The 25,226-nt window shown below is 40.2% G+C and carries 21 protein-coding genes; 9 read left to right on the forward strand and 12 right to left on the reverse strand.

Features of this window, described 5'->3' with window-relative positions:
• Nucleotides 1-236: 236 nt before the first annotated feature.
• The 5 genes from H5159_RS14350 to H5159_RS14370 all read right to left on the reverse strand — a co-directional run bounded on the left by H5159_RS14350 (nt 237) and on the right by H5159_RS14370 (nt 4,068).
• Nucleotides 237-896: a DsbA family oxidoreductase gene (locus H5159_RS14350; RefSeq protein WP_182780482.1), complete on the reverse strand. Its 660-nt coding sequence runs from the start codon at nt 894-896 to the stop codon at nt 237-239.
• A 114-nt stretch (nt 897-1,010) separates the two neighbouring features.
• Nucleotides 1,011-2,231 carry a Xaa-Pro peptidase family protein gene (locus H5159_RS14355; RefSeq protein ID WP_182780483.1) on the reverse strand — a complete coding sequence of 407 codons (1,221 nt, stop codon included), beginning with the start codon at nt 2,229-2,231 and terminating at the stop codon, nt 1,011-1,013.
• 101 nt (nt 2,232-2,332) lie between these two features.
• A complete protein-coding gene (locus tag H5159_RS14360) occupies nt 2,333-2,941 on the reverse strand; it encodes a flavin reductase family protein (RefSeq protein ID WP_182780484.1) in 609 nt (202 codons plus the stop codon).
• A gap of 9 nt (nt 2,942-2,950) precedes the next feature.
• Entirely contained in the window at nt 2,951-3,673 is a 723-nt protein-coding gene (locus H5159_RS14365) for an SDR family NAD(P)-dependent oxidoreductase (RefSeq protein WP_182780485.1), read from the reverse strand.
• Nucleotides 3,670-4,068, reverse strand: a complete 399-nt coding sequence (locus tag H5159_RS14370; RefSeq protein WP_002959020.1) for a thiol-disulfide oxidoreductase DCC family protein — start codon at nt 4,066-4,068, stop codon at nt 3,670-3,672. The genes H5159_RS14365 and H5159_RS14370 overlap by 4 nt, the downstream gene beginning before the upstream one ends.
• Nucleotides 4,069-4,188: 120 nt before the next feature.
• Between H5159_RS14370 and ppc the strand changes: the two genes are divergently transcribed.
• Both ppc and cdd read left to right on the forward strand, forming a co-directional pair.
• On the forward strand, nt 4,189-6,834 hold the full coding sequence (gene ppc / locus H5159_RS14375; protein ID WP_002959021.1) for a phosphoenolpyruvate carboxylase: 2,646 nt from the start codon (nt 4,189-4,191) through the stop codon (nt 6,832-6,834).
• A gap of 136 nt (nt 6,835-6,970) precedes the next feature.
• On the forward strand, nt 6,971-7,897 hold the full coding sequence (gene cdd, locus H5159_RS14380; RefSeq protein WP_182780486.1) for a cytidine deaminase: 927 nt from the start codon (nt 6,971-6,973) through the stop codon (nt 7,895-7,897).
• Nucleotides 7,898-7,991: 94 nt separating this feature from the next.
• Here the strand turns inward: cdd and udp are convergent, their stop codons facing one another.
• Complete coding sequence (gene udp / locus H5159_RS14385) at nt 7,992-8,747, reverse strand: uridine phosphorylase (RefSeq protein ID WP_007375563.1); 756 nt, start codon at nt 8,745-8,747, stop codon at nt 7,992-7,994.
• A gap of 464 nt (nt 8,748-9,211) precedes the next feature.
• Between udp and H5159_RS14390 the strand changes: the two genes are divergently transcribed.
• The 7 genes from H5159_RS14390 to H5159_RS14420 all read left to right on the forward strand — a co-directional run bounded on the left by H5159_RS14390 (nt 9,212) and on the right by H5159_RS14420 (nt 19,329).
• Complete coding sequence (locus H5159_RS14390) at nt 9,212-10,321, forward strand: arginase family protein (RefSeq protein ID WP_024605708.1); 1,110 nt, start codon at nt 9,212-9,214, stop codon at nt 10,319-10,321.
• A 129-nt stretch (nt 10,322-10,450) separates the two neighbouring features.
• Nucleotides 10,451-11,140 (forward strand): transporter substrate-binding domain-containing protein, encoded by a 690-nt coding sequence (locus H5159_RS14395; RefSeq protein WP_002959026.1) that lies wholly within the window; start codon nt 10,451-10,453, stop codon nt 11,138-11,140.
• 147 nt (nt 11,141-11,287) lie between these two features.
• Nucleotides 11,288-12,589 carry a hemolysin family protein gene (locus H5159_RS14400; protein ID WP_002959027.1) on the forward strand — a complete coding sequence of 434 codons (1,302 nt, stop codon included), beginning with the start codon at nt 11,288-11,290 and terminating at the stop codon, nt 12,587-12,589.
• A gap of 285 nt (nt 12,590-12,874) precedes the next feature.
• The gene (locus tag H5159_RS14405) at nt 12,875-14,044 is read left to right on the forward strand and encodes an efflux RND transporter periplasmic adaptor subunit (protein ID WP_182712341.1); all 1,170 of its coding nucleotides are present in this window, start codon (nt 12,875-12,877) and stop codon (nt 14,042-14,044) included.
• Between the two features lie 12 nt (nt 14,045-14,056).
• Complete coding sequence (locus H5159_RS14410; protein ID WP_154902908.1) at nt 14,057-17,191, forward strand: efflux RND transporter permease subunit; 3,135 nt, start codon at nt 14,057-14,059, stop codon at nt 17,189-17,191.
• The gene (locus tag H5159_RS14415; protein ID WP_165742544.1) at nt 17,188-18,606 is read left to right on the forward strand and encodes an efflux transporter outer membrane subunit; all 1,419 of its coding nucleotides are present in this window, start codon (nt 17,188-17,190) and stop codon (nt 18,604-18,606) included. The genes H5159_RS14410 and H5159_RS14415 overlap by 4 nt, the downstream gene beginning before the upstream one ends.
• A gap of 96 nt (nt 18,607-18,702) precedes the next feature.
• Nucleotides 18,703-19,329 carry a TetR/AcrR family transcriptional regulator gene (locus tag H5159_RS14420; protein WP_002959031.1) on the forward strand — a complete coding sequence of 209 codons (627 nt, stop codon included), beginning with the start codon at nt 18,703-18,705 and terminating at the stop codon, nt 19,327-19,329.
• A 66-nt stretch (nt 19,330-19,395) separates the two neighbouring features.
• Here H5159_RS14420 and H5159_RS14425 read toward each other — a convergent pair whose 3' ends face one another.
• From H5159_RS14425 to H5159_RS14450, 6 genes are all read right to left on the reverse strand, one after another.
• Entirely contained in the window at nt 19,396-20,508 is a 1,113-nt protein-coding gene (locus H5159_RS14425) for a HupE/UreJ family protein (protein WP_182780487.1), read from the reverse strand.
• The gene (locus H5159_RS14430; protein WP_182780488.1) at nt 20,505-21,530 is read right to left on the reverse strand and encodes a hypothetical protein; all 1,026 of its coding nucleotides are present in this window, start codon (nt 21,528-21,530) and stop codon (nt 20,505-20,507) included. The genes H5159_RS14425 and H5159_RS14430 overlap by 4 nt, the downstream gene beginning before the upstream one ends.
• Nucleotides 21,531-21,584: 54 nt before the next feature.
• Nucleotides 21,585-22,094, reverse strand: coding sequence for an Ig-like domain-containing protein (locus tag H5159_RS14435; RefSeq protein WP_182780489.1), 510 nt, complete (start codon nt 22,092-22,094; stop codon nt 21,585-21,587).
• Between the two features lie 11 nt (nt 22,095-22,105).
• Nucleotides 22,106-23,698: a DUF4331 domain-containing protein gene (locus tag H5159_RS14440; protein WP_182712336.1), complete on the reverse strand. Its 1,593-nt coding sequence runs from the start codon at nt 23,696-23,698 to the stop codon at nt 22,106-22,108.
• Between the two features lie 158 nt (nt 23,699-23,856).
• On the reverse strand, nt 23,857-24,540 hold the full coding sequence (locus H5159_RS14445; RefSeq protein WP_182780490.1) for an anti-sigma factor domain-containing protein: 684 nt from the start codon (nt 24,538-24,540) through the stop codon (nt 23,857-23,859).
• Nucleotides 24,537-25,073, reverse strand: coding sequence for a sigma-70 family RNA polymerase sigma factor (locus H5159_RS14450; RefSeq protein ID WP_182716341.1), 537 nt, complete (start codon nt 25,071-25,073; stop codon nt 24,537-24,539). Before H5159_RS14450 ends, H5159_RS14445 begins: the two co-directional genes overlap by 4 nt.
• Between the last annotated feature and the right edge of the window lie 153 nt (nt 25,074-25,226).

Consider the following 25,226-nt stretch of genomic DNA (forward strand, 5'->3'; position numbering starts at 1 on the left):
GATTATATCAACGGATATTACAACAACGTTAGGCCGCATCATTATAATGCCGGTTTAGCGCCAAATGAATCTGAGGTTAGATATCAAGATTCTAAAACTGTGGCCAAATTTTATTGACCACTACACACCAAAAGAGATTCAAGGTAAATAATAAATTTGTATTGTTTTTGAACTGATGAATAAACAAGAAAGGCTGCAATGTGCAGCCTTTCTTAATTTTAAACTATATTTGTATATTAAGCGTCTTCCTTGGCTTCTTCTTCACTAATTTGTTTTAGTGCTTGAATGAATGAGTCGCTTGGTTGTCCGCCAGTAAGTGCATATTTATCGTTTATGATAAACGTAGGTACTGACGTAATACCCATCTGTTTAAAGTTGTCTTGCTCTTGGCGTACGTCTTGTACGTATTTATCTGAGTGTAAAATACTACGTGCCTCTTCTTTATCAAGGCCAACACTTGCTACTACATCAAGCAGAGCATCTTCTTGGTTTAAGTATTTTAAATCGGTGAAGTGCGCTTCAAAAAAGGCGAGTTTTAGCTTCGTTTGCTTACCTTCTTCACGTGCCCACATTAGTAAACGATGCAAATCAAAGCTGTTGATCATGATGCGTTTGCCATCAAAATTAAAGGTAAACCCAGCACGCTGACCGGCTTCGAACATGTTTTTACGATTTTCATCGCCTTGCTCTTCGCTTAGGTTGTACTTTTGCATTAGGTGCTCGTTTAAATTTTGACCTTCAAGCGGCATGTCAGGATTTAGCTCAAAAGGATGCCACGTAATATCTGCACTCATCTCGTCTTTAAGTTGCTCTAGTGCAGTTTCTAGGTTTTTATAACCCACTATACACCAAGGGCACATTACGTCTGAAACGATATCAATTTTAAAGTTTTTCATATTTATCCTTTTGAGGATTGCTTTGGTATAACAGGGGATATTGGGATGAACTGCACTTTATCAATACCAAACTAAAAAGAGCAGCTAAGCAGCTGCTCTTGAAAGTATTCAGTTTTAAGCGTTAAGGCCAAATGGGTCGTCAATACTATAACTTGGTTGTGTAAACCAATGTGGGCCGTTGTCGGTCATGTAAAAATGATCTTCTAAACGCACGCCAAATTCATCGGGTATAACTAACATTGGCTCGTTACTAAAGCACATGCCTGGGGCAAGTGGGGTTTTATCACCGCCAACTAAATATGGCGATTCGTGAATATCTAGCCCAATGCCGTGACCAGTTCGATGCGGGCAACCCGGTGTTTGGTACTGCGGGCCTAACCCTTGCGCTGCTAAATAGTTACGTGCGCCCGCGTCAACGTCTTCGCACGTAGCACCAATTTTAGCTGCATTAAACGCGGCCATTTGCGCTGCTTTTTCATGATCCCAAAACATACGTTGGCGCATTGTTGGTTCGCCAAATACATAGGTACGGGTTATATCTGATAGGTAATCGTGTACTTTACAGCCAGTATCAATTAGTACCATATCGCCTTTTTTAAGTACTTGGGCGTTTTTAACACCGTGCGGGAAAGACGTTGCAACACCAAATAAAACAATACAAAAATAGTTACCTGGCGCACCTACTTTTTGGTGTGCTTGCTTAATAAAAGCTTCTACTTCGGTGGTGGTTATTCCCTCATAAAGCATGCTTGCTGTGGCTTGATGCACGGCTAAGGTCATATCCATCGCGCGCTGCATTAAGCTAAGCTCGTGAATTGATTTATGCATACGGCAATGCGCCGTTACAGGTTGTGCATTTATGAGGGTTAAACCCGTTTGTGCTTTATTAATGCCGTCGAATATAAAAAATTGTGCGCTTTCATCAATGCCAATGGTTGCGTTTTCATTAATGTTTAACTTTTTTAATACTTCGACAAAAAGTGCATAAGGATTTTCGTGCTCTTGCCACCCATGAATAGGCCCATCTATTACTTTAAACCCGTTTAGTGAACCAATTTCGAAATAAGGCGCAATGTATTGTACTTCACCAAGGGCGGGTAATATCGCGCCAACCATACGTTCGCTCGCGTACCATTTCATGCCTGTAAAGTAGGTAAGGTTGGTGCCAGCGTTTAAATAAATTGCATCTATGTTGTTTGCTAGCATATACGCTTGAGCCTTGGCTATGCGCTCTAAATGTTCGTCAGCTGCGATAGGGGTCAGCGTTTGCGTCATGTTACTTAGGCTTGCCAGCGCTTGCTCGCTTGATTGTGTACCAATACCGATGGTGGTCATATTTTTCTCCTTGGATTTTTAGCTAGTGTGATTAATACCAAGGTAAAATTCAATGTTATGCGATAAGAGGCTATTAGTTTATAGCCTCTTAAAATGGCATATTATTTTTTAGCGTAAGGTAAACGAGTTAGTTTATTACTTGTGTGGTAGCTATCAAGCCCGGTTACTGCCACCGTTTCAATAGCCTGTAAATCTAAAAAGCCATCACTTTGAAGTGCTACTTCATCTAAATACACATCAGTGATTTCACCTATTACAAGCTCTGTGCCATTGATGGCTAAATGTTGGTTTTCTACAAATTTAACCGAGTACTTTAAGCGGCTTTCTTTAACAAAAGGCGCTGCAAAGTCGTTTAAGTATTCGGGCGTTAAACCTGTCGCTGCAAATTCTGACTCGCCTTTGTCGTAGCGGGCTGATGTTTGATGAGCTTGCTTATAAATAGCTTTATTAACCTGGTTAATGGTGTAACTACCGGTTTCGTTTATGTTTTCGAACGTATGGCGAGGCACGCTATTTGGGCGCATTATCATGCCAACTAGCGGCGGGTGAGCACCTAAATGAATAACAGAGCTAACAATGGCGAGATTAGTATTGCCTTGTTTGTCTTGCGTGCCAATTAAGTTGGCGCTTTTAAAACCCGAAAGCGAATTAATTAAATGAGTACGAGTGTGTTTTTCAAGTGCGTTTATGCGCTCTTTAGTAAAATGCATTAAAGGTCCTTACCACGGTATGGTTTCGCCTTGCCAATCTAAGTAGGCAGGCTCACCATTGAGTTCTAAATGAAGGTTATTAAAAGTAAGTGTAAATAGCTGCTTAGCTACAAATTCAGCTGTAAAGAGTTTTCCAGCGGGTACGTTTTTTTGAAATGGCTTTGAAAGCGCAGTATCAGTAGTCCCTGGGTGAAATAAAACGAGCTTGGTATTTTTAGCTCGGCGTGAAAGCTCAATCGCTGCGGTTTTAAATAGCATGTTAAGAGCAGCCTTAGAGGCGCGATACGTATACCAACCGCCTAATTTATTGTCGTTAATGCTGCCCACACGCGCACTGAGTGCTGTAATAGTACAGTGCGTTTTATGTGTTAAGAGCGGCAAAATACTCTGCAAGCAAAGTAGGGGAGTTAGGGTGTTTGAATTGAGAAGTTGGCTAAAATACTCAGCGTCTAAATCCTCCAGCTTTTTTTCGGGCATATGGGTTTCGTTGTGCAGTGTACCATTGAATATAATAACTTGTTGTATATCGGCACTTTGCTCTTTTAGGTAATTAGTAACGCGCGCTAAACTTTGTTTTGTGTAGTCAGTATACAGGTGGACAAAACTTGAGTCAGATTCAATACTTTTTGAACTAATACAAACAATCTGATGAGTAGGCGTGTTTATTTGCAAATGTTCTATATATGCATTTGCTATGGCACTGCTTGCGCCGAATAAAACAATGGTTTTCATTTATCACCTTTTGCTTTTAGTCCACATTGGCCGTTACTGCACTGAGTATTTGGCATTAAAAAGCGACTGATGGGGTGCCTATACTTAGCAAATAACAGGTATCCGCAGTCAGCGAAAAAGCGAATTATTGGCAAGCGAAAAATTTTCAACCAGCTGTGTTTGCCCACTATTTTCCATGCTTCGTACGTTACATCAAGCCCGTAAATCATTTCACCTGATTGCTTTTGGGCTTGCAGATAGTTCATTGCTTTGTCTTTATCAATATACGGGTAGCGTTCACTAAAGTCGCTCGCGTTAAGATCTTCAAGCGTAATTAGATTTTTAGAGTCTGCGTGTTTTAGTTGCTGCATTTCGGTGCTGCAAAGAGGGCAGTTTCCATCGTAAAAAATGATCATGTAATTGCTTTGTGATTATTTTATATATACTTTTTTACGACAAGACATTGCAAATGGATCTATTAAATATCTCTTCATGATGATATTAATAGTGTCCTACGAAACAAAGGAGAATGAGAAATGAGTGAACAATATGCCGCCTTGCGAGGTAATGTAAATTTACTTGGGCAATTACTAGGACAAACTATTAAGGATGCTCAAGGCCAAGCTATTTTAGATAAAGTAGAAGAAATTCGGGCTTTATCTAAATCATCTCGCAGTGGTAATGAAGACGACAGACAAGCGCTAATAGACGTTTTACATGCGCTTAGTGATGAAGAGCTTTTGCCGGTTGCCCGTTCATTTAATCATTTTTTAAACCTTGCTAATGTAGCAGAACAATTTCATACCGTTTCGCGTTTTAATGACGTTGGCCTTGGTCAACAAAACCCTCTCACTCAAACATTAAAAACGTTAGTTACAAAAGCAGAACAAGGCCAGCTAGATAGTAATCATTTGGCCGAAACACTCTCAAAACTCCACATAAACTTAGTATTAACCGCCCACCCAACCGAGGTGACGCGCCGTACTATTATTAACAAACATGTTGAACTAAGTGATTGCTTAGCGTCATTAGAGCGAAAAGATAACTTACCGCTAGAGCGAGATGCTATTTTAAATCGTATTGAACAGCTTATTAGCCAGGCTTGGCATACCGACGACATTCGTCGCTCTCGCCCAACGCCAGTTGATGAAGCTAAATGGGGTTATGCGGTAATCGAAAACAGTCTTTGGCACGCTGTTCCGCGCTTTTTACGTGAATTTTCAGCCAATGTTAAAGAGCAATTAAGTTTAGAGCTACCAAAAGATTACAGCCCGATTGAGTTCACATCTTGGATGGGTGGAGACCGTGATGGAAATCCATTTGTAACATCGCAGGTTACAGCAGAGGTGCTTGACCATGGTCGTTGGATGGCGCTTAACTTATATATTCAAGATTTAAAAACGTTATGCGCTGAATTATCTATGTCAGACGCCAGTGATGAGCTTATTGAGTTGGCAGGTCAAGACTTTGAACCATACAGAGCGGTGATCAAAAAGCTTAAAAACCAAGTTGCAGAGACCGTGGCTCACTTGGGCGCTAAAATTAAAAATAAGCGTAGCGATTCACAAGATTTAATTACCGATATTAATCAGCTTAAGCACCCTGTAGAGGTTTGCTACCGCTCGTTATTAAAGTGTAATATGAAAGTAGTTGCTGATGGATTATTGCTTGATTTACTGTACCGTATTAATAGCTTTGGCTTGCGTTTAGCTAAACTCGATGTGCGCCAAGACTCGTCTCGTCACAGCGATGTTTTTTCTGAGCTGACTCGTTATTTAGGTTTAGGCGACTACAACCAATGGCAAGAGCAAGATAAACAAGCTTTTTTACTTACTGAACTTAACTCTCGCAGACCGCTTATTCCAAAACATTGGCAACCAAGCCCTGATGTTCAAGAAGTGCTAGACACCTTTGACGTTATTGCTAAGCAAGACGAACAAACATTTGGCTTGTATATTATTTCGATGGCGCGAACAGCATCAGATATTTTAGCAGTACAATTATTGCTAAAAGAAAGCGGCTGTAGCTTTGATTTACCAGTAGCACCGTTATTTGAAACACTCGACGATTTAAACGCAGGCAGTGATGTAATTACTACATTACTTGATAATGTTTGGTATCGCGGGCACATTAAAAACACCCAAAATGTAATGATTGGTTACTCTGATTCTGCTAAAGATGCCGGCATGATGGCAGCAGGTTGGGCGCAGTACGAAGCTATGGATAAATTAGTGCAGCTTGCTGATGAGCGTGGTATTGAACTTATTTTATTCCACGGACGTGGTGGCACAGTAGGGCGTGGTGGCGCACCTGCTGCACAAGCGCTGCATTCACAACCGCCAGGCTCTTTAAAAGGTGGTTTGCGTGTAACCGAGCAAGGCGAGATGATTCGCTTTAAATTTGGTTTACCCGATGTAGCACTGCAAAGCTTAAATATTTACGCAGGCGCAGTACTACAAAGTAACTTATTACCGCCGCCGGAACCAAAACCTCAGTGGCGCGAAGTAATGAAGCTAATAAGTGAGGAGTCGTGTGAACACTACCGTAATGTAGTTCGCCACGATGAAAACTTTGTACCTTACTTTAGAATGGCAACGCCTGAGCTTGAGTTGTCTAAGTTGCCGCTTGGCTCGCGTCCTGCAAAACGTAATCCTAATGGTGGCGTTGAAAGCCTGCGTGCTATTCCATGGATTTTTGCGTGGAGCCAAAACCGTTTAATGCTTCCTGCATGGTTAGGTGCGTTAACTGGCTTAAAAGCTGCGCTTAATAAGTACGGCGCAGAAACCCTAAACGAAATGAGCCTACAGTGGCCATTCTTTAGATCGCGCCTAGAAATGCTAGAAATGGTATTTAGTAAAGCCGATTGCTGGTTGAGTGAGCATTACGATAATGCGCTGGTGGAAGATATGTACAAACCATTGGGTGTAACACTTCGTAAAGAGCTTCAAGAAGCCATTAGCTTGGTGCAATCACTTAGCCCACAAAAAAGCCTACTTGCCGAACAACCTTGGATTAAGGAGTCGATTAGTTTACGTAATCCGTACACCGATCCACTTAACCTATTACAGGTTGAGCTTTTACGCCGTGCTCGCTCAGAGGAAAAACGAAACGAAGGTGACATTGATAATGCGTTAATGATCACGATGACAGGTATAGCTGCAGGTATGCGTAATACCGGCTAACACTTTAATTTGTTAGGTATACCTATTGGTATTAAAAGGGAGCACGCGATGTGCTCCCTTTTTTTGCGTTAAATAGGCTGGTATTTAACACCCTAACCTTTTAAACTACTTAGCCATTGAATAATTAAAAAATATTATGGCTTCAGCAACTTTTACTGTACAGCAAGATACAGCACTTACAAATTCGCACTTCACATTAAGCGTAGCGCAAACAGCGTCATTACGTAGTCAATTAAAATCACAACGTGGCATATTAAATTCTAATAATATTAAAGCGTTATGCGCGCAACTCAATGTGTCTGATGATGTATTACTACAAGGTTTAGTACCTTTAGCTTCTGAGTATGCTGTTGCGCCAGTGTCAGATTTTCATGTAGGCGCAATTGTTAAAGCACTTGATGAAAAGCGTGAGGTAAACTTTTACTTTGGTGCAAATGTAGAGTTTGATCATCAAGCATTGAGTTTAGTGGTTCATGCAGAGCAATCGGCTATAAATAACGCATGGTTAAACGGCGCTAAAAAAATAGTTAAAATTGCTATTAGCGATGCGCCTTGTGGGTATTGTCGCCAGTTTATGAACGAACTCGCTGATGCGAAAGAGTTTGATATTTTACTTCCTGATCAGCAATTTAAACTTGCTGAATTACTACCGCATTCATTTGGACCTACCGATTTAGGTAACGAATTTAGCTTGTTTAACCCAAAACCACAGCAAGGTAATTTTAGCTTTGATGGCCTTGATGAAACCCTTGCGCGTTTTGCACTTAATGCGTATGTGCCTTACAGCCAAAACTTTAGCGCCGTAAAAATAAGTACATTTAGTGATGGTGATTTTTACGGAAGTTACGCCGAAAATGCAGCTTACAGTCCAAGTTTATCGCCACTACAAAGTGCACTAAGTCAGTTTTTTTTAGCTGGGCTTAGCTTTAACGAAAGTACGGTGAAGGGAATAACATTGCTCGAAACAGCGGGTCGTGAAAACCAGTCGCAAGTGGCAAAAGCTGTACTTGCCAGTTTTACGCATTTACCAGCACTTAAAGTAATTAGCGCACCACTTAAATAGTGGCTTGCATACAATAAAGCACAGCCGGCGCTGTGCTTTATTAAAGCGAGCCATTCTATCGAATTAACTCACTCACTGACTGCTATAACCTGTATTAATCAAGTAATACTTTAGCTGCTTCTAATACTACTGCTACAGATTTACGCTCAATTTCACCGTGGTCTACATTTGGTATTTCTTGGCGAGTACGGTTAACAAGTACGCCAGCTACACATGCTGCTTGTAATCCCAGGGCTGCACACATAGTAAATAATGTTGCCGATTCCATTTCGTAGTTCATCACGCCCAATTTTTGCCACTCTTCGCAGCTACCTTGTAGTGATTTAGGAACGTAACCAGAGTGCGTATCGTAACGCTCTTGCCCTGGGTAGAATGTATCGCTTGATGCAGTAATACCAATATGAAAATCGATATTTAGGTTTTTACATGCTTGTACCATAGCTTGTGTTGCATAAAAGTCAGATACAGCAGGGTAGCTAAGTGGTGCAAAATGTTGGCTAGCTCCATCTAAACGTACAGACGCTTGGCTAATTAAAATTTCGCCTTCGTTAATGTGTGGCTGAATTGCACCGGTTGTACCAATACGTAAAAATTTACGCACGCCAAGTTGTGCTAATTCTTCTACTGCAATCGACGTAGATGGACCACCAATACCTGTAGAACATATAACCACAGAGTGGCCGTTTAATTGACCTAAATAAACATGAAACTCGCGAGTTTGAGCAAGGCAGGTTGGGTTGTCTAGGAATTGTGAAATACGTGCTGCACGATCTGGATCGCCCGGTACAATCGCAAGTTTTGCACCTTTAAGATCGTCAATACATAGTCCTAAGTGAAATACCTTTTCCATAGCTAAGCCTTTTATAATAATTTGTTGTCAATCTAGCATGATTGCTAGAAACGTTTATCAAGTACAGGACGATTGTCCGTTTTGTCTTAACTCTTCCAATAAAGCCTTAATAATTTTAAGGGCTAATTTGATTTATTCACCAACTATGAATATTCACTCAAGTACTTATATACGTAGCCTTGTTGCGCTGTTGACATGTTCAAGCAGACATAATAAGTATCACTCAAGCGCGTAACTACGATTAAATGAATGATTACAAATTTTCATTAATATCAAATAAATTCAATAGCTTACCCTTGTGGTGAACACGTAAAAACTAACGTGTTTACTTATATTAAGCACTGACTTATTTAGCAAAGTGGCATTTATTTGAAGTTTAGGCATTTTTAGTGATTTTGCATAACTAATCAAAAGTAATCAAAACTAATTAGCTACGTACAGAATAAAAACCGAAGGAGTTTATTATGAGCACACAATTTGAAGCATTTAAAAACAAAGTTGAGCACTGTTTGTGCGCACCGGGCGATGGCGTATACACAGTAAATACTGCAAAAGAGCGCAAAGCCGCACTGCGTAATAAACTTTACGGACAAACTGAAAACGTTGATAACTTGTGGCGCGAGTCTTTAAACGAATTACCAAACTCACCACATAAAGCCGTTATGTTAGGTATTAGTTCAGACTGTGGCGGTGGGATATTACGCGGCGCAAACTGGGGGCCACTGTTTGTACGCTCAGCATTAATTGATCAGCAACCGCAGTGTCATTCGTTTGATTTGGGTGATGTACGTGTGATCCCACATTTACTTCATGACAAATACCTAAATGATGCAACCATTTCTAATTGCCAAAAAGCCTTATATGGTGATGAAGATAACGACTATTACGTAAGCCCGTTATCAATCACTGAGGATGTATGCGACAGTTTTTACGCAACGTTTAAAGATAAGGGATTATTTGGTATTGGTGGCGATCACTCAATTAGTTACCCACTTACTAAAGCGTACTTAAAAGCTAAACGTGAGCAAGGTAAGCGCACGGCTATTATTCACTTTGACGCGCATACCGATTTACTTGTGGAGCGCTTAGGTATTGATTTATGTTTTGGCTCGTGGTGTACACATATATTAGAGTTTTTACCGGCGCCGCATCATTTAATACAATTTGGTATACGCTCAAGTGGCAAGCCTAAAGCGCATTGGGAAAATACTTTTGGTGTTAAACAGCACTGGGCACATGAAATCATTGAACGCGGCGCAGCAGCGGTTGCTGCCGACGCTATTGCACAGTTAAAAGCCGATAACGTTGATGAAATATACGTAAGCTTTGATATTGATGCACTTGATGCAGAGTTTGCATCTGCCACAGGTACGCCAGAGCATCACGGTTTAACGCCTCAGCATGCGCTTGATATTTTATCAGCCATTGCGGATGAGTTTCCTATTACGGGTGCAGATATGATGGAGATAGCGCCATTTACCGACAGCTCTTTAGTTGGCCAATCAAGCTCAGAAACGACACTTAGAGAAGGCGCTAAAATTTCAGCCTTTTTAATTAGTGCAATGAACAAGTAAGCTGTAGAAGCTATAAATACTAGCACTATCAGCGTATAAGTGTGCATCACATGACTAAAAACTAGCAGTTCATAAAGCCTCAGCTATATTTATTAAATACATATAATGAGTTAGTTGAGGCCTCGCTAGATGAAATTGTTGATCTTTTTATTGTTCATTAGCTGTATTAAAGTTGATGCAGCTGAAATTACAATTGTAACGGAAGTATTTCCGGACTTTCAGTATATTAATGAAGATAACAAACTCGTTGGCCGCTCTGTCGAAAAAGTTCATAAAGCGCTAGAAGGTACAGGTATAAACTACACTATGTTGGCGCATAGTTGGGCCATATCCTACAATGCAGCGCTACGCGATAAAAACACCTGTATATTTTCGATTGTTCGATTACCTAATAGAGAAAGTAAGTTTAACTGGGTAGGCGAACTGGAAAGCTTTGACTCTGCCATTTATGGTCTAAAATCCAGAGGTATAAAGTTAAACACACTCAATGATGCTAAAAAATACAAAATAGCAGTACTGCGTGATAACTTTAGTCATCATTATTTGCTTGAAAGGGGCTTTAGTGAAAGCAAGCATTTATTACTCATCGATAGCCTAGATAAAATAGATAAACTCATAAGCACTCGTCACCATATACTTGATTTTGTTATCCTCAACAAAAAGCAATTTAACTATCGAGTTAAAACAGAGCCTAAGCTTGAGTTACTAGAACCATTACTTGATTTAAACACAACTCAGTCTCCGTTATTTTTTGCCTGTAATATAAATATGGATCCGGCTTTAGTTTCTCAATTAAAAGTTGCCTTTAATAAAATTTAAGCACTTTAAACTCACTGTTTTACCTCTTAAATAATTGAAAATTAATAGCTTAAATATATTTCGTAAATATAAATTGCTGCGTTTAAAAAACCGATTATAATCCAGCTGCTTTTTGTTTAAAAAAGCGCTAACTTATTGGAGCGTTAAATGGGTGATTTAATCGGGATTAGCTTATTGATCTTGATCAGTGCGTTGTTTGCTATGTCAGAAATAGCAATTGCAGCGTCGCGTAAAATAAAACTGCGGGTAATGGCAGATGAAGGAAATATAAAAGCAGCAGCGGTATTAAAGCTACAAGAAAATCCAGGGGCTTTTTTTGCCATGATCCAAATTGCACTCAACGCGATTGCGATTTTGGGTGGTATTGTGGGCGAGCAGGCTTTATCGCCTTATGTTGAAAGTGTTTTAGTGCTTTTTTATCAAGGTGCACACTTAGAAAAAATTAGCTTTTTATTCTCATTTTTTACTATTACATCTCTGTTTATCTTGTTCGCCGATTTAATGCCAAAACGTTTAGCGATGATCATGCCAGAAGCTGTCGCTGTTAGAGTCGTTACAATAATGCGCTGGGTAACCTTTGCCTTAACTCCGCTAGTGATGTTTTTTAATGGGGTAACTAACTTTGTGCTGCGCTTATTTAAAGTGCCCGCTGAGCGAGAAGACAACGTTACAACTGAGGACATTGTTGCCATGATGGAAGCGGGTGCTGCATATGGTAGTTTGCAAAAGCAAGAGTATGAACTCATTGGTAATGTGTTTGACCTAGAAGCGCGGTTTTTATCAAGCGTAATGACGCCACGCGACCAAATTGTCTATTTTGATTTAAACGAATCTAGCCATGATATTGCGACCAAAATTATTGACCACCCTCATAATCACTTTTTAGTAGTGTCAGGAAATTTAGATAAATTGCATGGCTCTGTTGAATCTAAAGATATTTTACGACAAGTACTAAAAGGCGAAGCCGCCAATATAAACGATGAGCTGATTGATAAAGATGTTTTTTACTTACCGGAAACATTAAGCCTATCAGAAGCCTTAAATGCGTTTAAAAGCGCAGCAAAGCCATTTGCTGTTGTCGTAAACGAATACGCGCTTTCGGTAGGTATTGTAACGGTTAAAGACTTAATGAAAGGGTTTATGGGGGATTTAATTACTCATCAAGGTGATGAATTAATTATAGAGCGCGATAAAAATTCATGGCTTGTAGATGGGTTAACTCCAATTACCGATTTAGCAAAGGTACTTGATATAGAAGAATTTCCTGATCAGATGCACTATGAAACTGTCGCTGGATTTTTAATTTACAGTATGAAGCGAATCCCTAAACGTGCAGAGCATTTAACTTTTTCAGGCTTTAAGTTTGAAGTTGTTGATGTAGAGGGCATTAGGGTAGAGCAGTTGTTAGTTTCAAGAGTTATTAATCCACAGAACGACAACCCCCTTTAAAAAAGTAAGATAGTCGTTTATATAAATAGCCAAGCTGTTTTTGCTTGGCTTTTTTGTGCCTATTTAAAAGTTCTGTGCTTAAAATGAGTGGTTATTTCAATCTGTTTAATTGCTTTATTTTCAAACAGCTTTGATTCTATTTTCATCAAATTAACATTAAATGCTACCTAAGGCGTATATTGTATTCAATAGTGTAAGTTTGTGTAAATTTCTCCTTATTAAGATTCATTATCAGCGCATTTTAATTTAGAATGATCGTTCACTCTAAACTAAAAGGTATTTAACATGCAGCGTTCCCGCATCGCTTTATTTGTATTGTCAGCCCTCGTCGGTTCTGTTGCTTTAACTGGTTGTGATCAGGCTGCTGAGCAGTCACAAGCTTCAGCTCCTAAAGCTGTCCCAGTGGGTGTAATTACAGTAAAAAGCCAAGCGCTTACTCTCAAAAAAGAACTTCCTGGTCGTATTAGTGCATTTCAAATTGCTGAAATTCGTCCACAAGTAAGTGGTATTGTGCAATCTCGTTTATTTGTTGAAGGTAATGAGGTTAAACAAGGCCAAGCACTGTATCAAATAGACCCTGCTACATTTGAAGCAGACTTAGCAGCAAGTGAAGCAAGCGTAGCGCGCGCAGAGGCAAGCATTGCCAGCTCTAAATCAAAAGCATCGCGTTATAAAGAACTTTTAAAAATTAAAGCCGTGAGCCAACAAGATTTTGATGAAGCAGATGCCGCATACAAGCAAGCTAATGCTGAATTATTAACAGCTAAAGCGCAGTTAAAATCAGCGCAAATTAATCTCGATTACAGCCACGTCTCTTCTCCTATTAGTGGTCAAATTAGTAAATCAAGCGTAACAGTGGGTGCACTTGTAAGTGCCAATCAAAGTACAGCACTTGCTACAGTAACTCAGTTAGATCCAATTTATATCGATTTAACACAATCAAGTAATGAGTTGACGCAACTTAAAAAAGCGATTGCATCTGGCCGTTTAGGTATTGATGCAAACAGCCAAACAGATGTTGAATTAATAATGGAAGATGGCTCGGCGTATTCTCACAAAGGAACGTTGCAGTTCTCAGAAGTGACTGTTGACCCAAGTACCGGCTCTGTAACTTTGCGCGCTAAGTTCCCTAACCCTGAAAAGCTATTATTACCAGGCATGTATGCACGTGCATCTATTGTTGAAGGCGTTAAAGCGGATGCGATTTTAGTACCGCAACGTGGCGTTAGCCGTAATTCAAAAGGCGAACCAACAGCAATGGTTGTCAGTAAAGACAATACAGTAGAAAGCCGCGTATTAAAAGTAGATAGAACTATTGGTTCTGATTGGCTTGTTACTGATGGCCTAAGTGATGGCGATAAGTTAATAGTTGAAGGTTTACAAAAAATCCGCCCTGGTGCACCTGTGAACCCATCTGAAATTCAATCGTCTGCTAAAGCCGATCAAGCTCAATAACGGAGAGTTTTAATGTCACGATTTTTTATCGATAGACCGATATTTGCTTGGGTACTCGCTATTGTAGTGATGCTAGCAGGTATTTTGGCTATACAAAGCTTGCCAATTGCACAGTATCCGTCAATTGCACCGCCAGCAATTAGTATCACGGCAACGTACCCTGGTGCATCTGCACGTACGCTTGAAGATACGGTTACGCAAGTTATAGAGCAAAAAATGAAAGGGCTTGATGGCTTACTTTATATGTCATCAACGTCTGAGTCGAGCGGTTCAGCAACGCTTACTCTTTCGTTTAGCGCCGAAACAGACCCTGATATTGCACAAGTTCAAGTGCAAAATAAATTAGCGACAGCAACACCACTTTTACCTGAAGAAGTACAAAGGCAAGGTGTCGTTGTTGCAAAGTCTGCGCGTAACTTTTTGATGGTATTAGGTTTTGTGTCTAAAGATGGCAGTATGACCAACATCGATATTGGTGATTATGTATCATCAAACGTGCAAGATATTGTTTCACGTGTTGAAGGCATAGGTGAAGTGCAATTATTTGGCTCACAATACGCTATGCGAATTTGGTTAGACCCTTCAAAACTGCAAAATTACAAACTAACGCCAGCGGATATTAGCGCCTCAATTAGCGCGCAAAATGCACAAGTATCTGCGGGGCAATTAGGAGGGATGCCATCAGTTGCTGGGCAGCAACTTAATGCAACGGTGACAGCGCAAAGTCGTTTACAAACGGTCGAGCAGTTTGAGAATATTTTAGTAAAAACAAATCCTGATGGCTCTTTTGTCCGCCTTGAGGATGTTGCACGTGTAGAGTTGGGTGGCGAAAGCTACCGTGTTGTAGCACGCTACGATGGACAACCTGCTTCGGGTTTAGGTATTAAATTGGCCAGTGGCGCGAATGCACTTGATGCAGCGGCAGGCGTTAAAGCCGCAATTGAAGAGTTAAAACCTTATTTTCCTGAAGGGTTAGATGTAGTTGTACCCTATGACACCACACCATTTGTATCTTTATCAATTGAAAAAGTAGTTCATACGCTTATTGAAGCGGTTATTTTAGTGTTTGTCGTCATGTATTTGTTTTTACAAAACTTCCGAGCAACGCTTATTCCAACAATTGCCGTGCCTGTGGTATTGCTTGGTACGTTTGGTATTTTGTACGCATTTGGTTATTCAATCAATACGTTAACCATGTTCGCGATGGTACTTGCCATAGGCTTACTTGTGGATGATGCGATTGTTGTAGTCGAAAACGTTGAGCGCTTAATGACCGAAGAGAAGCTATCGGCACTTGAAGCTACGCGTAAATCTATGGATGAAATTAAAGGCGCGTTGGTCGGTATTGCCATGGTACTTTCTGCGGTATTTATACCAATGGCATTCTTTAGTGGCTCTACCGGTATAATTTATCGTCAGTTTTCTATAACACTCGTATCGGCGATGGGGTTATCTGTTTTAGTGGCTCTTATTTTAACGCCAGCATTATGTGCAACGCTTTTAAAACCAAGCCATGTACATAACAATAACACGCTATTTGGCCGATTTTTTACAGGCTTTAACCGTGGTTTTGATAAAACAAATTCAGGTGCACAAAGCTTTGTAGGGCGCATGCTTACTCACTCTAAGCGCTATCTGCTTATTTATGGCGTGATTGTGGGCGGCATGGTTTATGTATTCTCAAGCTTACCAACGGCATTTTTGCCTGACGAAGACCAAGGTATTTTGTTTAACCAAGTGTCATTACCGGCGGGTTCTACAACACAACAAACGCTTGAGGTTGTTAAAAAGGTAGAAAACCACTTTTTAAACGATCAATCTGAAGCAGTAAACGGTATTTTTACCGTGACTGGTTTTAGTTTTGCAGGTTCTGGCCAAAACTCAGCGATTGCGTTTGTTAACTTTAAGCATTGGGATGAGCGTCAGCGAGATGATTTATCTGTTAAAGCGGTTGCAGGTAAAGCAATGGGCTACTTTTCAACAATAAAAGAAGCCTTTGTTTTTGCCTTTCCGCCACCTGCAATTGTTGAGCTGGGTACGGCCAATGGCTTTACTCTCTTTTTACAAGACCGTGTTGGCCTTGGACATGATGATTTATTAGCGGCAAGAAACCAATTATTAGGTATGGCGAGCCAAAGCCCAATTTTAGCGGGCGTACGTCCAAATGGACAAGAAGACATGCCAGAACTTCAACTTGATGTAGATTTAGCTAAAGCTGAAGCACTTGGTGTTTCACAAGGCGATATAAACAGCACGCTTGCCACTGCTTGGGGGAGTAGTTATGTAAATGACTTTATAGACCGTGGTCGCGTGAAGAAAGTATACCTACAAGGTGATGCGCAATCGCGTATGGTGCCTGAGGATCTAAACAAGTGGTATGTGCGCAATGATAATGGCGACATGGTGCCGTTTTCAGCTTTTGCTAGCTCGTTTTGGACATACGGTTCACCACGCTTAGAGCGTTACAATGGTTTTTCAGCAATGGAAATTCAAGGTAGTGCAGCGCCTGGTTACAGCACGGGACAAGCAATGGATGAAATGGAGCGATTAGTTAAACAGCTGCCTAATGGTATTTCGTCTGAGTGGACCGGTATTTCATTCCAAGAGCGCTCAAGTAGTGGTCAAGCACCCTTATTATATGGCTTATCGCTCTTGTTTGTATTTTTATGTTTAGCCGCGCTTTATGAAAGTTGGTCGGTACCATTTGCGGTAATGATGATTGTACCACTGGGTATATTTGGTGCGATTATGGCAGCGCTTGGCGGTGGCTTATCTAACGATATTTACTTGCAGGTAGGTTTGTTGACCACCATTGGTTTGGCATCTAAAAATGCGATACTGATTGTAGAGTTTGCGATTCATAAAATGGAAGAAGGGCTTGGCTTAGTTGATGCGGCTATTGCAGCTGTTCGCCTACGTTTGCGTCCAATACTTATGACTTCGATGGCCTTTATTTGTGGTGTTTTACCGCTTGCTATTGCCTCAAGCGCGGGTTCTGGTGCGCAAAATGCGTTAGGTATTTCGATTATTGGCGGCACACTTGCATCATCAATATTAGTTGTTGTTTTTGTACCGTTATTCTTTGTGTTAGTGCGCCGTGTATTTCCTGGCAAAGCTAAAGAGACTACGAAGGAGAGCGCAGAATGAGCATTAAAACATTCAGCCTAAGTGCAATTGCTTTATTGGTGCTAAGTGGTTGCCAATTAGCGCCTGAGCAAAAAGACCTTGCTCTACCAGTATCTGATGCTTATGCATCAGATACTGGGCAAACCGCTGCGCAGCAATTAAATTGGCAGCAGTTTTTTAATGACGAAAAACTACAAACGTTAATTAGTCAAAGCCTTGAGCATAACAAAGACATGCAAATTGCAGTGCTTAATGTGCAGCGTGTGCGTGGTTTATATCAAATTGAAGACTCTGCTTTGTATCCATCCCTTGATTTAAATGCATCTGGTACGCGCCAGCGTTTACCGGCTGACTTATCAGGTACTGGCGATGCAGCTATTAGCTCGCAATACAGTGCAACAGTGGGTATTACCTCTTACGAGTTAGATATTTGGGGCAAAGTACGCAATCAATCAGCGCAAGCACTGCAAAACTTATACTCTACAGAGCTTAGCCAATACAGCACGCAGGTGTCTTTAATTTCAGAGTTGGCAAATGCGTGGCTAAATTATGCAACTGATTTGCAACTGCTAGAGCTTGCAAAAGAAACGCTTACCTCTCAGCAAGAGTCATTATCGCTTACGCAAAAAAGCTTTGATTTAGGTGCGACGTCTTCAATTACTCTTGAGCAGCTTAAAAGCACAGTTGCTACGGCAAAAGTAGACATAGCAACGTACAAACGTTTGTTAAAGCGTGATAAAAGTGCCTTAGATTTATTAGTAGGTAAATCTGTTTCAGCTGATTTACTGCCTAATAAAGACCTGACTAACTTGATCAGCATGCCAGAAGTGCCAGTTGGTTTACCGTCTGATCTGCTATCACAGCGCCCTGATATTAAAGCCGCTGAGCATTTAATGCTTGCTGCTAATGCCAATATTGGTATTGCTCGAGCGGCGTTTTATCCAAGCATAAGCTTAACAGCCAACGCGGGGTCTGCTTCAAGTGACTTAAGTGGCTTGTTTGATTCAGGCTCTGGGACATGGAGCTTTGTGCCGACAATTAGCTTACCTATTTTTAATATGGGACGTAACCAAGCAAATCTTGATGTAGCAAAAGCAGATCAAGAAATTGCAGTGGCAACGTATCAGCAAAAAATTCAAAATGCGTTTCGCGAAGTTGCCGATGCACTTGCTGATAGAGAAGGTTACCAAGAGCAATTAAGTGCCCTTGATATGCTTATAAGTAGTCGACAAATCACGTTTGATTTATCAAAAATGCGTTACGAAAAAGGCGCAGATAGCTACTTGCAAGTACTTGATGCTCAGCGTACGTGGTACGGCGCGCAGCAGCAGTTAATTGCGGGTCAGCAAGCGTATCTTGCGAGTCAAATTAACTTGTACAAAGCGCTTGGTGGCGGATGGAATGTAGCCAGTGAAACAACTCAGGAAGAGAAATAATATTTGCGGCTTTTAAAGCCGCATTACATATTTATATTGCGAGACTATTTATAGCTCTTGCTTTACTGAGTTTATGACTTGGTAGTGGAGTTGAACATGAAGCCTAAAGCAAAAAGGCAAACAGATCCCGCGATAGCACTTGCTAGGCGTGAGCAAATTTTAACAGCTGCTGCAGAGTGTTTTCGCCGTAAAGGTTACCACGGTGCAGGTATGGCAGAAATATCTAAAACGGCAGGGATGAGTGCAGGGCATATTTATAATTACTTTGAAAGCAAAGAAGCGATTATAGAAAGCATTATTGAAAAAGACATGGAAGAAATGTTCTCTATCTTTCAAAAGTTTGAAGATCACCCTGGTGATGTTTTGGCGGCTCTTTTAGATGGCTTAAATATTGGCGTGCAAAGACACATGGATACAGGCTCGTGTGTTATTGATTTAGATATGATGGCAGAAGCGGGTCGTAATATTAAAGTTGCTACTCTTTTGCGTGAAACCGATATTCAAGCAAGAGGGCGCATGAGGCAGCTTTTAACAAGCGAGCGAAGTGCGCTCAAAGACATTGATGAGCGTGAACTTGAAAGCCGAATTAATGTTATTTTTTCGATGATGGCAGGGTTATTACTTAGAAAGTTACTTTACCCTGAGCTAACCGAAGAAACGGTACTCATAGCGCTTCGCCCTGCGATGAAAACATTACTGATGCCATTTGATAAAGCGCAGTAACGCTCAAAGTAAATAACTAAAAAGTAAGCTAGCCAATATTTTGGCTAGCTTTTTTATTTATACTATTTAAAAACGCTCGATTGACCACTGAAGTGCAACAATTGCGATAGCAACGGAGCCCATTGGCATTAACCATTTTTTATACCAAGTGTAGTGTCGTACATAAATGAGTATTGGTAAGGCTATCAGTAATATACTAAGTTGACCGATTTCGACGCCTAAATTAAACGCCAATATACTGAGCAGTTGATAGTCGCTCGACAGGCCAAGTTCGCCAAGTACGCTCGCAAATCCCATCCCATGTAGTAAACCAAAAGCAAAAGTAAGCCAACCTAAACGAAGTACCAACGGCCACACATTATTTAATGCTGCAAATAAAACAGATATAGCAATTCCAAGCTCTACCCAGCGACTATTTGGTGATACAAGGTTCATAGCGGTGGCGGTAAGCGTAATAGAATGCGCAAGCGTAAACGCGGTTACTATCCATGCTGTGTGTTTAATAATGTGTTTTTTAGAGCTAATACCTTGCCATGCTTTATTGCTGCGTTTTAAAACACAGGTAAGTAACAAAGCGATTAAAAATAAAATATGATCAATACCAATCCAAATATGTAAAACACCTTGGTAAACGTATTGATTAAAGGTACTTAAATAACTTGTTTGTTCAAAGCTGAACGTTTGATGTGCCTCATTGATATTAAATACACGAGATACACCGTTAATATTTACGATGGATTTATGGTTAGCATCAGTTTTGAAAAAAGCGGAATAGGAAAGGGTGATTGCTTCATTGTCATCACAGCTAAACTGCAGCGGAATAACCAAATAAGGTTGGTTAAAATGGTTATCTAGCTGATAGATACCTTCACTTTTTAAAGGGCATATTTGCGCGCTTTGCGTGATATTTAAATTTTCTGTAATGAAGTTATTAATTGAGCTGCGTTTTGCTTTTATTTCTGTCCACGAAATTTGGCCGTTTTTATCTAAATCCAGAGGCACTGCGTGCTCTAAGTCGGCGATATTAACTTGCCAGGTACCCGTGTATTGGCTTTTGTTGGTGTCGTTATCGTTCTTGCTATTTAGGGTTATATAACTTGTACTTAGTTGATGGGAAAAGCTGTAAGTTGAGAAAATACACAGCATTAAAGTGAGTATAAATAGATAAGGCGTTTTCATAGTGTATCTCGTTGCATCGCTTTTGCTTGAATAAGTAATTGCTCATCGGTGCTCATTTTAGCCTGCTGCCAATTAATATGAGCCCAGTAAAGTGCTTTTTCGCGATTTGGTTGTACATCAAGGTAATATTTAGCTAAGTCACTTGCATGAAAAGAATCTTTACGCAGCTCTCTAAGTGTAACTCTTTTCGCCATTGTATTTTGCCATTTTTTATCGCGTTTATTTAGTTTTTTTTCTGCGATTGAAAGCCTTAGTAAAATAGCATCTTCTAAATTACTTTTATCTGGAAGCAGTACGCTTAATGTATTTAATACTTGTTGAGGTTGATTTAGCGCAATTTGAATATCGGCCCATAACACAATGAGGCTCACAGGAGCTTGAACTAAATCTACGCTTTGTAAGTGAGACAAAGCTTGCTTGTAGTTATTTAAACGATAGCTCATTTCACTTAAAACATGGTTTGTAGCTAAACTAGTTTGGTTATTGTTTATAATTTTAACTAATGTTTGGTAGCTGTCTAAAACGCTTTCATGCTGGCTTTGTACGTCTAGTACACAAGTGCTAGCAGTAATGGTACTTACTTGACCAATCAAGGCAACACAGTGTTGTTTTGCCTTTGTAAATTCACCTTGGGTCATCAATATATTGGCCAGTAACAAATGGCTATTACTGTGCTTTGGCTCGGTAATCAAAACGTTGTTGGCAACGTTAATTGCTTCGTCAAAAAGGTGCTCTTTTTGTAAAACACGAGCATATAAGTAACCAATTTGAGATGAGGGTGTTTGTTTATATAGCTGGGCTAAACGGGTCTTAAGTAGCCCCTGTAAACGCTCTGTTTGGCCTACATATTGGCTGTTAGTGACTAATGTATTTATTTCCTCAACAGACAGAGAAGCACTAAGCGTTGAATTACTGTTAGCAATAACTGCGTCATCTTTTGGAGTATAAGGAGCCGCACTCACCGCGAAAGAGGTTAAGCAAATAGCAATAATAGTGAGGGGTTTAAGTACTGATAAATGCATTATAAATATCCTTTGAAAAAAAGCCATCCATGGCCTGTCAGCTTAATGACTTGGTTAGTTACCGCTTGTAGAAATTAATCCATCAACATCGGTATCAGTGTTTGTAAACACCCGACCATTAACAGTTAACGGCTCTGCATTTGGCGCTTGGTTAAATGCATCGGTTGCAAATTGAGCAAAGTCAACTTGCAGCGCCTCAATCGTAATACTTACTGTTGCAGTAACTTGCGAATTAACGCCATCACTTACACCAAACATAAAGCTATCTGAACCTGTTGCTTCTTTATTAGGTGTATAAGTAAAGTTACCATCACTGTTAACATTAACAGTACCGAGCATTGGCTCGCTTGTTAACGAGTAAGTAAGTGAGTCGCCATCATTATCGCTTGCGTTAAGCATATCGGTAATGCTTACTTCAGTTTGTGTTGTTAGCATTGCATCGCTTGCTGTAGGTGCGGTGTTTACAACCGGTGTAGGTTGTTTTTTATCATCATCGCTACTACATGCTCCCAATGTTAATGCACTGAGGAGAACACAAATATGGGTAGTTTTTAAATTACGCATTATTTTACTCCTTATTTAGAGCCAGCAAGTGGTGTTGCAAGGTATGGGAATGTTGAGTCCATCATTGTTGCATCAATAGGTGCGCCGTCTGTAAATGGCACTGTGCCTGTATTAGCATCCTCTGGTGCACAAAGTCCTAAATCAGTGTCTTCACCATTTACAGGAATCGGATGACATAAACGACCCATCACAACACGAAGTGCAATATCAACCACATCATCACCCGGGCGACGACCATTTGGGAAGCCGGCTAAATCATTACCCGCTACACCAAATGCAGATTGATCAGCTTGCGCTGTTGCTGCAATGCCTGTATTTAAACGCAGCATTTCTGAAGGTGTTACAGTTGCTTGCTGATTAACGCCTGCAAAACCCGTTAAAAATGCAGTGATTAAATCAGTACGCGGGAAGTTAGTGGGTGCCAGTGTTTCTAAGTTTGCGTCAAGGGTCGTATTAACAGCATCTTTAAACAAAATGTTTAATAACTCAGGTAGTGCTGGGTGAGATACATAATCTAAAAATTGTGCATCGTCTTTAGGGTGCGCAGTAGAAAATGTGTCTTTGTCTTTAATGCCAATTACAAGCTCATTTACAAGCGGGCTACCTAGGCGTGAAACCTGAGTTAATGCACCACCGTTTACAGCATTATTAGCAAATTTAGCATTGGGGTTTAATACACGTGCTTGAGGTAAGCTTGCTGTTGTCCACGAACCTATTACGCCGTTACCTTCACCGACAATACAGCTTTTAGGTATTTCGATAGCGATTGATGTTACGTTTTTATCTGCAAGGTCGTCATTATCAGCTGATTGCGTTATACCACCTGGAAAACCACCGCCGTCACCAGCACCAGGGGCGCTATCACCTTCTACAGGTACATAGTTTACTAAATCAAATGTTTTACCTAGGTTAACTACAAACGGGTCTTTACGCTGTCCTACAAAAACTTGTGCCATGCTCTCACAGTTAGGAATTGAAACCTGATACACAAATTGGTCAGCATAAGTTTGATAATCACTCATCGATCCAAATGTTTTATTACCCACATAATCAAGCGGTTTAGAAAATGTGCTGGAGTTTGATGCAGTGTTATTTAATAGCGTTGTTTCGCCAGTACGCTGCGCGCCGCTTATCATACTTACTGTGTATGATTCGCTAAAATTTGCAGCGCTGTTATCTCCGGCAGATACACCGCCTACATTTTTAAGCGGTACAGACACGGTGCGTTGATTACCTTCAGGTCCAACAGTTAATTGCACACCTTGGTTATCATTAGGAAGCATGCTTTTAAAGTTAAACGCAAATGTAATATCTTCAACAGCATCGCCGTCGTTATCTATATGAATGCTGTAAGTAGCATCTGGGTCCATTGCAAAGTAATTAGGACCGCCGTATGCATCTTGCAGCGGGATGTAATTAGCAATTAATGTGACGTAATCATCACGACCTTGCTCGTAACTATTAAATACATAAAAATCGGTAGAATCTAAAGTCGGGAAACGGCTTATATTTGGCGCTTCTCTGTGGCTAGATGCTTCACTTGGTGCACTTATAAACGTACTGCATACTACTACTGCGAGTATTGATGGAGTTAAAGCTTTCATGACTTTGTCCTTTAGTTTTGATTGAAGTCGTAGTTAATAACGGGTGAGAGTTCAGTATGGATGCAAAAAAGTTAAAATGTTTTTATTTTTTGTTAAAAACTTTAAGGAAAGGTTAGCTGCTTAATGTAAGCAGCTAATAAAAGGCTATAAAAGTAGAGCTACAGGAGTATAAGTTCTGTAGTGTATAACACCTCGGTTGGTGATCCATTTGGTGAACCACCAATAGGTTCTAAACTCACTGCTAGTAATGCAATATCACTTGCGTTAAAACGGTTATCTTTTAATAATATCTTGCTACCTTGCTTGGGCAGTAAACCCAATGAAATAGGCGCATCTTGCCCTTTTAAAATCATCCAAAGCTCATAATCTTTATTTGTTTGAGCAACCAATTGGCTACTGGCTTTGATAGAAAGCCCTTGATCATTAACATCAATAAACCATAATGATTGCTTATCTTGATTTTGGACCAAGGCAATTTGTTGCGTTTGAACAACATTATTAGAAGGTTGAATAATCAAAAAGGCTAAAACAATACACGCGGCTGTTGCAACAAAAGACCATGTACGCCAAATAGAAGGCTTAGTATGTATAACCGTTTTACTTGTTTGTGGCCTGTTTTCAATGCGCTGTAGAATATTTATCCATACATAGTCATGTGGCGTTTGCGGTGTAATAGCACTGGCCAAGTTATTTAGGTTTTGCTCCCACATAATTGTTGCTTCACGTGCTTGATTTGAGTTAAGTAACAGACGCTGAAAACGCTTACGGGCAAGCCCTCTAAGTGTGCCAAGCACGTACTGCCCAGCAAGCGCGTCTAATAGTTCGGGTTTATTATAATTCATAATGTTAAACACCTTTGTAGCTGCATAAGCCCACGCCTGATCCAGCTTTTAACTGTACCTAAAGGCGTTTCTATATGATCCACTAACTCGCTATGACTCAGCCCCTTATAATAAGCTAAGTGAATAGCTTGTTTTTGTTGCGGCTCAAGCTGTTCGATACAATTGACCAGTTTCGTTTCTTCATCGTAATTAACGTCAACACTTTCATTTTCATTTTCATTTTCATATTCGTCATCGCCTAACGACTGCTCTTTTCGTACTTTGTGATAGCGCAGTGAGTCAAGACTTCTATATCTGACTATACTTATCATCCAACTAATAACGGTGCCTTTAGAGGCGTTATATTCAGATGCGTTATGCCAAATTTTTATAAAAGCGTCTTGTAGTGCCTCTTCTGCATAAGCCCTGTTAGTGAGCATATTTAAGCTAATAGCAAAAAGTTTGCCGCTAGTTTGTTGATATAAACTTGAGAAAGCATTTTTGTCTCCTTGTGCTGTTGCGCACAAAAGAGGGAGTAAATCATCGTTATCCATAGGGGTCCTGTTTTTCTTATTATCATTGAGTAAACGGTTGAGGGTGTGATTTGGATGCAAAAAAATTTAATTGCCTTTTAGATTAGCTGCTTTATACGTAAGTACAAGCAATAATCGGTCAGTGTTTGAAATTTAGACGTGTAAGTATAATTT

Origin of the sequence: Pseudoalteromonas sp. SG43-1 (assembly GCF_014164415.1) — a bacterium.
In the GTDB taxonomy this organism is placed as follows: Bacteria; Pseudomonadota; Gammaproteobacteria; order Enterobacterales; family Alteromonadaceae; genus Pseudoalteromonas; species Pseudoalteromonas distincta.

Excerpts from the sequence above, each read along its gene's own strand:
- H5159_RS14355 (WP_182780483.1), bottom strand. The coding sequence starts at position 2,231 with ATGACCACCATCGGTATTGGTACACAATCAAGCGAGCAAGCGCTGGCA.
- H5159_RS14410 (WP_154902908.1), top strand. The coding sequence starts at position 14,057 with ATGTCACGATTTTTTATCGATAGACCGATATTTGCTTGGGTACTCGCT.
- cdd (WP_182780486.1), top strand. The coding sequence starts at position 6,971 with ATGGCTTCAGCAACTTTTACTGTACAGCAAGATACAGCACTTACAAAT.
- H5159_RS14360 (WP_182780484.1), bottom strand. The coding sequence starts at position 2,941 with ATGCATTTTACTAAAGAGCGCATAAACGCACTTGAAAAACACACTCGT.
- H5159_RS14405 (WP_182712341.1), top strand. The coding sequence starts at position 12,875 with ATGCAGCGTTCCCGCATCGCTTTATTTGTATTGTCAGCCCTCGTCGGT.
- H5159_RS14400 (WP_002959027.1), top strand. The coding sequence starts at position 11,288 with ATGGGTGATTTAATCGGGATTAGCTTATTGATCTTGATCAGTGCGTTG.
- udp (WP_007375563.1), bottom strand. The coding sequence starts at position 8,747 with ATGGAAAAGGTATTTCACTTAGGACTATGTATTGACGATCTTAAAGGT.
- H5159_RS14370 (WP_002959020.1), bottom strand. The coding sequence starts at position 4,068 with ATGATCATTTTTTACGATGGAAACTGCCCTCTTTGCAGCACCGAAATG.
- H5159_RS14415 (WP_165742544.1), top strand. The coding sequence starts at position 17,188 with ATGAGCATTAAAACATTCAGCCTAAGTGCAATTGCTTTATTGGTGCTA.
- H5159_RS14450 (WP_182716341.1), bottom strand. The coding sequence starts at position 25,073 with ATGGATAACGATGATTTACTCCCTCTTTTGTGCGCAACAGCACAAGGA.
- ppc (WP_002959021.1), top strand. The coding sequence starts at position 4,189 with ATGAGTGAACAATATGCCGCCTTGCGAGGTAATGTAAATTTACTTGGG.
- H5159_RS14425 (WP_182780487.1), bottom strand. The coding sequence starts at position 20,508 with ATGAAAACGCCTTATCTATTTATACTCACTTTAATGCTGTGTATTTTC.
- H5159_RS14445 (WP_182780490.1), bottom strand. The coding sequence starts at position 24,540 with ATGAATTATAATAAACCCGAACTATTAGACGCGCTTGCTGGGCAGTAC.
- H5159_RS14350 (WP_182780482.1), bottom strand. The coding sequence starts at position 896 with ATGAAAAACTTTAAAATTGATATCGTTTCAGACGTAATGTGCCCTTGG.
- H5159_RS14395 (WP_002959026.1), top strand. The coding sequence starts at position 10,451 with ATGAAATTGTTGATCTTTTTATTGTTCATTAGCTGTATTAAAGTTGAT.
- H5159_RS14430 (WP_182780488.1), bottom strand. The coding sequence starts at position 21,530 with ATGCATTTATCAGTACTTAAACCCCTCACTATTATTGCTATTTGCTTA.
- H5159_RS14440 (WP_182712336.1), bottom strand. The coding sequence starts at position 23,698 with ATGAAAGCTTTAACTCCATCAATACTCGCAGTAGTAGTATGCAGTACG.
- H5159_RS14435 (WP_182780489.1), bottom strand. The coding sequence starts at position 22,094 with ATGCGTAATTTAAAAACTACCCATATTTGTGTTCTCCTCAGTGCATTA.
- H5159_RS14365 (WP_182780485.1), bottom strand. The coding sequence starts at position 3,673 with ATGAAAACCATTGTTTTATTCGGCGCAAGCAGTGCCATAGCAAATGCA.
- H5159_RS14390 (WP_024605708.1), top strand. The coding sequence starts at position 9,212 with ATGAGCACACAATTTGAAGCATTTAAAAACAAAGTTGAGCACTGTTTG.
- H5159_RS14420 (WP_002959031.1), top strand. The coding sequence starts at position 18,703 with ATGAAGCCTAAAGCAAAAAGGCAAACAGATCCCGCGATAGCACTTGCT.